This window comes from Gilvimarinus gilvus, assembly GCF_030518155.1.
Taxonomy (GTDB): domain Bacteria; phylum Pseudomonadota; class Gammaproteobacteria; order Pseudomonadales; family Cellvibrionaceae; genus Gilvimarinus; species Gilvimarinus gilvus.
Map to the genome: position 1 here is coordinate 1 of NZ_JAULRU010000344.1, position 11,732 is coordinate 11,732.

Consider the following 11,732-nt stretch of genomic DNA (forward strand, 5'->3'; position numbering starts at 1 on the left):
GAAATGGTAATGCCTGGTGACAACGTACAAATGACTGTTACTTTGATCGCTCCGATTGCGATGGAAGACGGTCTGCGCTTCGCGGTTCGCGAAGGTGGTCGTACTGTTGGTGCTGGCGTAGTTGCCAAAATCCTCGACTAATTCTACTTTGAATTAGCGTTGAAAAGAGGTCGCTTTCGAGCGGCCTTTTTTATTGCCTGTTGCCTAGGAAATGGCGTTTTCACGGTATTTATGGTATCAATGCTAGGCTATTGAGGTGTCGTAAGAGCACTCACTACATCTTCGAAAAGGAAGCCTGATTGAATGACTAGACCCCGCACCACTAAATCCAAAAAAGTGACAATGAAAGATGTTGCCTCCATGGCAGGTGTCTCCATCATGACGGTATCGCGGGTGTTGAATAACGACAAGGTCTCGGATCAAACCTATGACCGCGTGATGGAGGCGGTAAAAAAGCTTAACTATCGATTGAATGTTTCCGCCCGCAGTTTGTCGGGATCGCAATCATACCTGCTGGGCTTTTTCTACGACAACTCGCTCGGAAGCTATATCAGCCAATATTTAATTGGTGTGCTTAAGCGTTGTAACGAGCTAGGCTACCACTTGGTGTTAGAGCCTTGCTCTTTTGGTGAGGAAAACGTCGAAACAATCATCAGCGAGCTTTCCAGTCGCTATATGCTGGATGGTGTCATCGTGCCCCCGCCTCTGAGCGAATATTTACCGCTTCTGGATGCTCTGGATGCTGCCAGTATTCGCTATGTGCGGGTTGGCCCCGGCCTTGAGCTCGATCGCTCGGCGTATGTTTCCATAGATGACTATCAGGCCACTTTTGAAATGACTGAGCACTTAATTAATGAGGGCCACCGTCACATAGGCTTTATCAAGGGCGATAGTCACCAAGGAGTAGCGGCTAACCGATTTCGCGGTTTTAGCGAGGCTTTGCTAAAGCACGGTATTGCGATAGAGGATGCCGTCGTCGCTGAAGGCGATTTCAACTTCACGGGAGGCATGAAGGCGAGCGAGGAAATTTTAGATTCCGGCCGCAAGGTGACCGCCATTTTTGCCAGTAACGACGATATGGCAAGCGCCGTTATTGCTACGGTGCACAAAAGGGGTTTGCGAGTGCCAGAAGATATCGCAGTAGCTGGGTTTGATGACACCTCTATTGCTCGCAGTATTTGGCCTCAACTGACGACGGTTAAGCAACCCATTGACGATATGTCGGCCGATTCGGTTGATCTGCTGATTGAGGCTATTAAGGCTGATCAAATATTAGGCATTAAACTCAACAAGCGCGAAATATTGCCACACTCTATTATCGTGAGAAATTCAACGCGTCCGGTAACATAAGTACAGATGGGCTGGGCTCGACCGCGTGTATGTTCTGTGACTAACCATAATGCTACCGACCTCCAGTTTATCGGTATTACAATTCTGACCTTAGCCAATTCCCTTTGCGCCGCTCTGCCGTGTTGTTTGGGCTCACGTGTGCAATAGTGTTGCGGTTAGTCGCGGTTTAGCTGCGAGTGGGTTAAGCTTTCGGTAGGGCTCATTTTGGCGACAGGGAATTATGCGCGACCTCATTTACAGGCTATTTTCCCCAACAGTATTGGCAATCGCCGTGTTGTTGGCGCTCATTGTCTACACCGTGGCGCAGCAGCGGGCGGTACAAATGCCCACCGCGCCTCAGGTCAGTGACGGTAAAATGGTGGTGGGAGCTGATCACTCCTCCAGAATTGAACTCAAGGGCAATTGGCGATTTTACTGGCAGGAGCTGCTAACACCTGAGCAGCTGCACGATGACTATGGCCTGCTCTGGGTTCCCGCGCGCTGGAACTCCCCCGAATCTGGCCTGCCTTTACCCGGCAATGGCTTTGCAACCTATGCGCTCGACATCTATTTTGAACAGCCGCCGCGCAATCTGGGGTTGCAGCTGCCCATGCTGTATCGGGCCGCTAAAGTATGGGCCAATGGGGCACCTTTGGTTCAGGTGGGGCGCCCTGCTGCGAACCCGGCTGAAGAAATACCCCGCGATGAAATTAAGCTGGTGCGTCTGCCAGAGGGCATAGGTCACCATCTGCAATTGGTAGTGCAAGTTTCAAGCTTCCATCATGTCGATGGCGGTATACATAAACCTTTTGTTATCGACAATTGGGATGTGCTGGTAACGGCGGAAAAGTGGCGTACTGTTCGCGGAATTTTTCTGATGTCGTCGACACTCACCCTGGCAATTTATTTGCTGGTTATGTGGGGCAATGCCCACGCTGGGCGCGAGTATCTTTACCTGGGGTTGGGGCTCTTCTGGTACGCCGTTCGAATATTTGGCACGGAAAAACTGATCTATTATTTGTTCCCGGGTTTTTCCGCTCAGTGGTTATTGCGTGCCGAGTATTACGGTATGTTTCTTTGCATTCCTGCTTACATGCTATTTATTCAGGCACTCTATCCGCGAGACATTAACTACTGGGTGATGCGCGCTTTTTGGTGGGTGGGCGCAGCCGCGTCAATCATTACGACAGTGGTTGATGCGCGTTGGTATACGATGCTGCGCGATCCGTTTGAGGCCTTGTGCGTCGTTTACATCGTCTATTTTATTGGCTGTCTGATTATGATCACCTGGCGGCGGCGGCCCTGGAGCGGGTTGGTGAGTTTTTTGGGGGGCGTCATTGCACTGTTATTCGTCAATGAGGTGCTGTATTACCGCGAGGTCACAGCCATTCATCTAACCCCCTGGGTCTACATATTTGTCGCCCTGACCAGTATTATTTTTCTTGGGCAGCGGCTTAACGAACTGTTGTCGATCGAGTCCGAGCAGAAAGCAGTGTTGCAAAAAGCGGTTGATGATAGAACGTTTGAGCTGCAGAGGCGCCTGGAAGAACTGGATCAGGCGCGGCGTCACGCACTCGAGTTGGCGCAAAAGCGCAGTGAATTCATGGCCGAACTGAGTCATGAGATCCGCACGCCATTGGCGGGGCTGGTCGGTGCTATGCGGCTCATGGGGCGCAAAGGCGAGTGTGATAAGACACTCGCGGGGCATGCCGTTGATGCCGGCGAATCATTGCTGGCGGTTGTTAATGAATCTCTGAGTGCGAGTGGTAGCCGAAGTGTGCGAGCATCCCGCAACGAACGCTTTGATATGGCCGGTTTATTGCGCTCGGTGGTTACTATTATGGCTGTAGCGGCTACAGAGAAAAAGTTGGCGCTCGAATTTAACATGGACGAACGGCTGGAGGCAGGACTTTGGGTAGACAGCAATCCACTCAAAATTCGCCAAATACTGAGTAACTTGCTGAACAATGCAATCAAGTTTACAGACGCCGGGGTGGTTTACATCAACACCCGGGTTACAGCGCCCACGGGTGCAGGGCGAGTCGAGGTGTGCATCGAAATCGCCGATACAGGAATAGGTATTGATGCATCACAATTAGAGGCAATCTTTGACGAGTATGTGCAGCTTGATACGGGCTCACAGGTGGTCGGTAACGGCTTGGGTTTGGCCATTTGTCGAAAGCTGGTTCGAGAGTTAGGCGGTACCATTGAGGTATGCAGTAATCTTGGGGACGGTGCTACTTTCAGATTAGTTTTACCTTTGCAGGTGGTCGATGAAAGACGTGATGGCGCCCAGTTACAGCCGAACTACACAACTGAAGCGGCGCTGCACGTGCTGGTGGTAGAGGATGACCGGGTCAATCGAACCATTGTGGTGGAGCTTATTGGTGCCGAGGGGCACCAGGTACGAGCGACGCATCACCCCGTTGAGGCTCTTAAGCTTCTGCAGCAAGAGCATTTCGATTTATGTCTTTTTGATATTCGCCTGCCGGACATGTCGGGCCTTGAGCTACTTGAGCGGGCGCGCAACCTACCGGCAGCTGAGGCGACGCTTTTTGTGGCTTTGACGGCCAATACCAGTGAGAGTGATATCGCTCAATACCGCACCGCCGGTTTTGATTTTGTTATGGAAAAACCTGTCAATAAGTCACACCTGCAATTGGTGTTATCGCGCTCAGAGAGTGGCCCGGAGCCTACAGATACGTTCTTTTTGCACTCCGATTTGATTGAGGGCGAGGGGGCGCTATTGGTTGATCGACGCTTGTGGCAGGGTATTGTCAATGATTTGGGGGCGCCGCGATCCGAGGCTCTGCTGGAGGATGCCTATGGGTCGCTGCGCGAATACGCGGAAGAGCTGGAGGCGGCACTGGGGCGTGGCAATTTTCCCGATATTCGTCACTTTGCTCATAAAATGAAAAGTGCTGCAAAATCGGTGGGCATGATCAGCGTTGCGAATATTGCTCACCATGTCGAGGCGTCGCCCGAGAGAGCCTTTAGTGCTCTGGGAAATTTAAATAATTTAATTGAGACATCTTATCAACAGATGCGCCAGGGGGCGTAGTGGCTAACAATGATATGGCTGTAGGGGAAGCTCCCAAGGTATTGGTGGTCGAAGACGAGATCACAGCGCGCAACTTGCTGGTCGGTTATCTGGAGGAGCAGGGCTGGCAGGTGGATACATTACACAGTGCGGAACAGGTGCTGAGCTCAGTAGCCGAGCATGATTACGACCTGGTGTTTCTGGATATACGCCTGCCCGCTGGCGATGGCCTGAGTCTATGCCGGGAAATTCGTACCCGTTACAGCGCTGGCATTATCTTTACCACGGCTATAGATGACCCGATTGAGCGAATAGTGGGGCTGGAGGCCGGGGCGGACGCATACTACTCGAAACCCTTACCGATGCGGGAAATGATAGCGGGGGCCAAGGCGCTGCTTCGGCGGGTCTTGCAGATCAAGCGCCTTTTAAAAGGTGCGCAGGTTGCGGCTCATCGCCAGTACCATTTTGGTGGCTGGCGTTTTGACGCCGCGGGCCAGTTATTGAGCGGGTGCGAGGATGTCAGCCTGAGCCATAATGAAACGGTCGTCTTGCGCGCTTTATGCGAACGCCCGCGCCAGCCAGTTAAGCGCGATGATTTAATGCGAGCGCTGGGCAAGTCCGACTGGCTGCCTTTTGACCGGACTTTGGACGTTCTGATTGGTCGTATTCGCAGCAAGCTGAAAAAAGTGGTGCCTGATGGCGCCAACCTCATCAGTGCCCAATACGGCAAAGGTTATATCCTGAATGCCGACGAGCTGGCGGTGGATTGATTCAGACTTGCATGTGAAATGTAATAAATTGTTACATTTGTTGCAATTTGGTGAGTTTAATTGCCAAATCTGTCACAAAAAATCTGCTAATCTGGTTTAGCTTTGTGGATGCTTACAGATATTGGGGGTTAAGCGTCCATTTCAGTCATTCGGAGAATAGCTATGAAAATGCAACAAAAAATGAAGCAACTCGGCCAGGGTATGACCGAGTACATTATCATCGTGGCGCTGATTGCCATTGCGGCCATCACTGTTTACAACCTGTTTGGTGACACTGTACGTAACCAGGTGGGTGATATGGCGGCAGAGCTTGGCGGCGGTGATTCCACCAACGAAGCTCAGGCTACCGGTGGTGCCGCTCAGGGTGAGGGTGCAGCCGACTACGGTCTGGACGACTTCACTCAAGACGATACCTAATTGACTGGCCCACATTCTCGGGCCGCGCGTTCATAGATGAACTCAATTAGATCCGATAAAGGGCAGGCCTTTATTTTCGGCCTGCTCTTTCTTGCTGTCGTGGTTATGGCCTTATTGATCCTGTACAACCAGGGTCAGCTGGTCACTAATCGCATGCAGCTGGAAAATGCCGCCGATGCCTCTGTCTATACTCAGGCCAAGCTGTCGGCGCGCAACCAGAATTTTATCGCCTACACCAACCGCGCCATGGTGGCCAATGAGGTTTCCATAGGGCAGATGTTATCGCTACTGTCGTGGGCGAAGCGGTATCAAAATACTCAGTCCTTTCTCAATTACCCCGTTTATAAAATACCCATCGCACCGCCTTCCCCAACGACGTTCCAGCAGGCTCTGCAAGCCGTAACTGTACTGCACTCTACGGTCGGTAATGTTGTTACCCCGATGGCAAAGGCCATCGTAAGCCCGTGGACCACCGTGGTTTCCTATTTTAATGCCACCATGGGGGTGTTCCAGAAAATGTTCGCGGTTTCCACTCTAGCGGCGCAAGTGGAAATGGCAATGGGGGTGGTGGAGGATCACGAAGATGATCCCAGCAACGAGCAAATGTATATACCGGCAGTGGGCTGGTTCTTTTTTACGCAAAATGCGTTGCTAACGTATTTTGGCGATGCCTTTGACCCTGGTAATCTTGTCAGTGCTCTCGGGGAGAGTGACAGTGTCAGCAGTTTTACCGCGGATGACGCCGACTTGGTCAATGACTGGCTGGGCGGGCAGGGCCTTAGGCCAGAGACCATGATCGCCAATAATTCTCCGGCCAACAGTGGCTCTTCCAGTAGTGGTGGTGCTAATTCCAATCTCGATTCCACCGCTGAAACGGAAGACAATGCGGTGGAGGCCTATAAGCGCTATGTCGCCATTGTTAATGAAAACCGAACGGACTTTACTCGGGATCGTCATTGGGAGCTTGGGATTGGGGTAGATGTACCTATTCCTCGCCTCGAGCTTTCGCTGGGCATCGTGACCCTTACAATCGATCTGGATATCAGTGTTTGGGGTGGGTTTAAAGGCGATGGTGGCACAGCTTTTATGTCGAACTCTGCCCTGGAAGATAACAGCTCTCTGGAAAAGATTGGCTGGTCCGCGATTGATGTCTATGGCTTTGGTATCGATTTTCAGTTCGCGCTTTATGTGGAAATTGAGTTGTGTTTGCCAATCGTCGGCTGTAACTCGTGGACACTTCTGGATTTGGATATTGCTATCGAGCTGGGATTCCCGTTAGGCGGCGCGACCCATCAAATTGTGGCTAAAGCCACCGATGCGAAAAAGATCATTACCGACTGGGAATCCAGTCTTATTGCGCCGGATACCCCCAAGTGGGGTGGCGATCCTGAAGATGATGTCAACGACGGGGCATTCTCGCTTTTTCATGCGCAAGCCTTGGCTTACGGCTCAATAACACCATTGCCTTCGGGTATGTATGGCACCAATACAGCCAACGATGTGACAACTAATTACCCGGGACCGCCGTCGTTTTTCAGTCTTGGTGGGTCGTTCCAGGAGTCGGGACGCAGCTACGAGTTTACAACAGCGCTGGCAAAATCACTCGATGATGTGGTGACCACAGATCACGACAATATAGGCATAAATTCCAATGACAATGATTGGGATAATGGCGACATTCAGTACACCAATTTCGATGTAAAAACCCGCTCGCGCGCAGAGGGCGATGATTACGCTGCGAATTACCAGCAGTTTATTTGGAATGATGATCGCCCGATGATGACAATCAGTTCGGCGGAAACCTATTTTAACAACCCCATGCAGGCCGATGGCAACGAACCGGCCAGTTTGTTCAGTCCTTTTTGGGATGCGCGCCTGCGTGAGCCGAGCGCCATTGCCATTTTAATCGCTACCGGTGAAATAGATTTCGAAGAAATTTTCGAAGGGTTAGGCAGCAGTGCGGTGGATATGGTGGATTGGCTGTTGCACGCGATAGCCGAGCGTCTGGTCGATACCGGCGTGGATTACTTGTTGGCCGATGTGCCGGCCCCCATGGACGATATTATTGACGATCCCATTCGAGACGCCGCGCAAGATCTTACCAGTGATGCCGTAGACTCTGTGGTAGACGAGCTCGAGGACTTCCTGCCATGACCCGGTCCGCGTTAATCCCGGCAAAACGCAATGCGGGACAGGCGATGACCGAGTTTGTGGTTAGTGTGGCCTTTATTTTTATGGTGTTGTTTGTGGTGGTGCCGCTGTTTGGCAAGATCATCGACATGAAAATGACCAACTTGCAGGCCTCGCGCTATGCGGCCTGGGAGCGTACGGTTTGGTTGCAGAGCAACAACGCCTGGAATGATAGCGGTACCGATAACAGTGGCGACTTTGTCATAAGCTCCGATGAGTTTGAAAGTGTTGCCGTGCGCAGTGATGATGACCTGCTCAATACCCTGCAAAACCGTTTTTACAATGGACAGGGGCGCGGCGAAATCAGGCCTATTGATTCATCCGATGCCCTGGGGGTAAGCGGGGACACCAGCCCCGTGTGGACCTATCCACAGTCGAAAAGAAGCATGTTTGGCGACGTGCAGCTGGAAATAGCCGAAGAAGAAACCGATAGTATCGCTTATGACGTGATTGATGCTTTGAAGTCGGTAACGAATCCTGTGGCTAGCGCGCTGGGAACACTGACGTCGGCACTGGGTGGGAGCAATGAAGATTTGCTGTCTTTTGATTACAACCTTAAGGGCTATTACTCCCCAACGTTAACCACCAGTCTGAATACCGCCAACGCCAAAGGTGGCGGCAACGGCGAGTGGGATCGCACGGGCGGGAATTGGGGGAGCGGTATTGAAGACGCTATTTTTCAGCGCTGGGATGGTGAATTTGTATCAAATTCGGCCATATTGGCCGATGGTTGGAACGCACAAAGCGTGGGCTACTATAAAGATCGCGTGGATAACTATGTACCCAGTACGGTATTTGACAATGCTCTGTTCGACGCGATTATCGATATTTTGAGTTGCCTTGAGGGCTGCTTTGCCAATAGTGCCATTGATAAGCTCGACTTTGGCGATATTGAAGTTAACCCTATGCCATTTGATGAAGATTCAGGGGCGCCGCTGGATATCTCGGAAGATGGTGGATTCTATTATTATGACTAGCAGGCTGTTGAAAAACCCCGTACGTACTCAGACTCTCAGGCTGGTTCGTAATCTAGGCGCCACTTTGACGGTGTGTGCCCACCCATCGAAAAGTGGCAACGACGAGTACGGGCCAGCCTGGAAGTCCCGCAGTGCGAGGCCTGAAGCGCACATCTGCCGCACCTTGCCTCTAGCAAAGGGAACCACCCTGTCCGTCGAGATAAGGCTCGACATCTGCACTCGGGCCTCGCTGAGCATGCAGGGGTTTTTCAACAGCCTGCTAAGGGCCATAGGTGGTTATGGGTATGGAACCGCGCTAGAGCGTTATCTCGATGAACGCGCTAATAGCGAACGTATTACTATGGTGCATGGTGACCAACCCCTGGATGTGGGCTTAAGTATGCTACTGCGCCAACGGATTGATACGCTGGTAGAAGATGAAACGGTTATGCGTCAAAAACTGGCAAATGTCAGGGTGCAGGACAAGGTGCGTTTGGCGGGTTATGTGCCAACAAGCGATCGCTTTAGTAAGGTGTATATTGCGTTTTCACCGGTCAATGAACGATCGAGCTACTACGCTGAATTGCTCACGCAAAAAATGCAGCAAATGCGTGCTAGTGGTGAGTTGGAAGAAGTGCTGGCACGTTATCATGTCACCGATTGGCGCAAGTAGTATTTGCTCCCCCTGACGGGTTGATTGAGATGTCGTCTTTGGGGCTCGCTGTACCGGGCGGTCAATGGGACAAATAGCGTATTGCACGTACACGGTTTAGGGCCTAACCTGAGGGCATTGAACCAATGGTGCATTTATGTCTTATATTGATCAGGAGCGACCGCTAAAGATTGTAGGCGGTGGTCCTAAAAAAGTCCTCTATACCTTAAAGACCATTCATCGTATTGGCCTATTGGATTCAGCTAAGGCGTTGAAAAGCCGAAATGCCTGCAAGGCCTGTGGCTTGGGCATGGGGGGGCAGCATGGCGGCATGACCAACGAGCTGGATGAGTTCCCCTCTGTATGCAACAAAAGTATTCAGGCTCAATCCACGGATATTCAGCCGCCGATCCCCGAAGCAATATTCGACCATGAGCTAAAAGACTTTAAAGAGTTGAGCGCTCATGAGCTTGAACACTTGGGGCGTCTTAACACTCCGCTGTACAAACCAAGTGGCAGTGATAAGTACCAGGTCGTTAGTTGGGATGCCGCGTTAGATCTGGCTGCAAAACGCTTTACCAAAGCTGCGCCTGAACGCAGTTTCTTTTACTCATCCGGTCGCTCTTCTAACGAGGCTGGTTTTGTTCTGCAATTGTTGGCGAGGTTGTACGGTACTAACAACGTAAACAATTGTTCCTATTACTGTCATCAGGCGACTGGCGTTGGTTTGGGCAACAGCATAGGTACCGGCACCGCCACGGTTACCCTAGAGGATTTACAACATACCGATTTGGTCTTTGTGATAGGCGCCAATCCTGCATCCAATCACCCCAGATTTATTCATCAGCTTAAAAATTGTCGCGATCGCGGTGGCAAAGTGATTGTGATTAATCCTGCCAAAGAGCCAGGGTTGGTGCGCTTTGCTGTACCCAAAAGTCCCAGGTCTATGGTCAGAGGGGGCACCTGGATTGCCTCGACTTTTGTTCAGCCCAATATTGGTTCAGATTTAGCGGTGCTCAACGGCATTGCCAAGGCATTGCTAGAGAGCGGTCGGGAGTGTGGGGCGTTTATTGAAAAGCACACACAGGGTTTCGAGCAGTACGTTGAGCAGATTACCGCGCTTCAATGGCAGGATATTGTAGCCACTTGCGGCCTCACGCGCAGCGATATGGAATCGATGGCAAACGATCTGGCAAACTCAAAGTGCGCGATATTTGCCTGGGGCATGGGAATTACCCATCACCTCAATGGCGTAGATAATGTTGAAGCCATTGCCAATCTTGCGTTGCTAAGTGGCATGTTGGGTAAGCCTGGTGCCGGTCTTTTGCCTTTACGCGGGCACAGCAACGTGCAGGGAATTGGCAGCATTGGTGTCAAGCCGGTGTTGGCTGATGATGTATTGCGCGCTATGCAGGACACCTTCTCGGTGAGTTTACCTGCAGGGAGGGGTATGGATACTTTGGCATGTTTGAATGCCGCACACGCCTCGCAAATGGATGTTGCGCTGTTGATGGGGGGAAATTTATTCTCAGCAACGCCGGACCGTGATTTCGCCCGAAAAGCGTTGGATGCTATTGGTTGTAAAATCTACTTAACGACCACCTTGAATGAAGGTCATGTTAACGGTATTGAGTCCAGTGAGGCGATTGTACTTCCGGTAACGGCGCGCGACGAAGAGCCGCAAAGTACTACGCAGGAATCCATGTTTAATTATGTCCGTCTCAGTGATGGCGGCATTAGGCGTTTAGACAATGTTCGTTCTGAAGTCGCTATTCTGGCAGAGCTGGGGCAACGGATATTAACCCGTGCGCCTTTCGATTTTTCTGCTTTTAAAGAGCATCAATGTGTCCGGGAAGCCATTGCAGCTTGTATTCCTGGCATGGAGCAGTTGGCGGAGATAGATACGACTAAACAAGAATTCAGTGTCGGGGGGCGAATAAAGCATACGCCGGTTTTTTCTACCGAGTCTGGGCGCGCTACCTTCTTATTTCGTCATCGTGCGCAGTCGCAACGCAAGGACTTGCCCTACACTTTGGCGAGCATTCGAAGCGAAGGCCAGTTTAACTCGATTATTTATGAAGAATCTGACAGTTATCGTGGTGCTGAATCACGCTGGAGTGTATTACTTTCCCGACATGACTGTAAAACACTAAAGCTTAAGCGTGGCGATCGCGTAACTGTTCGATCGGCCCGTGGAGAAATGGTTGGCTTGGCTGTGGTTCCATTTGACTTGCCCGCAGGTAATCTTCTGGCGTATTACCCTGAGGCTAATGTACTTATCGATACCGAGCACGATCCGCGTAGCAAAACGCCTGCATTTAAATCGGTACCGGTTAGCGTTGAGCCGGCGTAAGATCTTTAGTATTGGTTTGCGGGCC

The 11,732-nt window shown here is 51.3% G+C and carries 9 protein-coding genes; all 9 read left to right on the plus strand.

Annotation, left to right across the window (positions count from 1 at the left end):
* The coding region (locus tag QWI17_RS05735) for an EF-Tu C-terminal domain-related protein (protein ID WP_502553141.1) at positions 1-141 on the plus strand (141 nt) is incomplete at its 5' end.
* A 162-nt stretch (positions 142-303) separates the two neighbouring features.
* Entirely contained in the window at positions 304-1,350 is a 1,047-nt protein-coding gene (locus tag QWI17_RS05740; protein WP_302721555.1) for a LacI family DNA-binding transcriptional regulator, read from the plus strand.
* Between the two features lie 220 nt (positions 1,351-1,570).
* Positions 1,571-4,390 carry an ATP-binding protein gene (locus QWI17_RS05745; RefSeq protein ID WP_302721556.1) on the plus strand — a complete coding sequence of 940 codons (2,820 nt, stop codon included), beginning with the start codon at positions 1,571-1,573 and terminating at the stop codon, positions 4,388-4,390.
* Positions 4,390-5,139, plus strand: coding sequence for a response regulator transcription factor (locus QWI17_RS05750; RefSeq protein WP_302721557.1), 750 nt, complete (start codon positions 4,390-4,392; stop codon positions 5,137-5,139). The genes QWI17_RS05745 and QWI17_RS05750 overlap by 1 nt, the downstream gene beginning before the upstream one ends.
* 162 nt (positions 5,140-5,301) lie before the next feature.
* Positions 5,302-5,556, plus strand: coding sequence for a hypothetical protein (locus tag QWI17_RS05755; protein WP_302721558.1), 255 nt, complete (start codon positions 5,302-5,304; stop codon positions 5,554-5,556).
* Between the two features lie 36 nt (positions 5,557-5,592).
* The gene (locus QWI17_RS05760) at positions 5,593-7,710 is read left to right on the plus strand and encodes a pilus assembly protein TadG-related protein (protein ID WP_302721559.1); all 2,118 of its coding nucleotides are present in this window, start codon (positions 5,593-5,595) and stop codon (positions 7,708-7,710) included.
* Positions 7,707-8,723, plus strand: coding sequence for a hypothetical protein (locus tag QWI17_RS05765; protein ID WP_302721560.1), 1,017 nt, complete (start codon positions 7,707-7,709; stop codon positions 8,721-8,723). Before QWI17_RS05760 ends, QWI17_RS05765 begins: the two co-directional genes overlap by 4 nt.
* The gene (locus QWI17_RS05770; protein WP_302721561.1) at positions 8,716-9,375 is read left to right on the plus strand and encodes a transporter substrate-binding domain-containing protein; all 660 of its coding nucleotides are present in this window, start codon (positions 8,716-8,718) and stop codon (positions 9,373-9,375) included. Before QWI17_RS05765 ends, QWI17_RS05770 begins: the two co-directional genes overlap by 8 nt.
* Positions 9,376-9,511: 136 nt before the next feature.
* Complete coding sequence (locus QWI17_RS05775; RefSeq protein ID WP_302721562.1) at positions 9,512-11,707, plus strand: FdhF/YdeP family oxidoreductase; 2,196 nt, start codon at positions 9,512-9,514, stop codon at positions 11,705-11,707.
* Positions 11,708-11,732 lie beyond the last annotated feature (25 nt).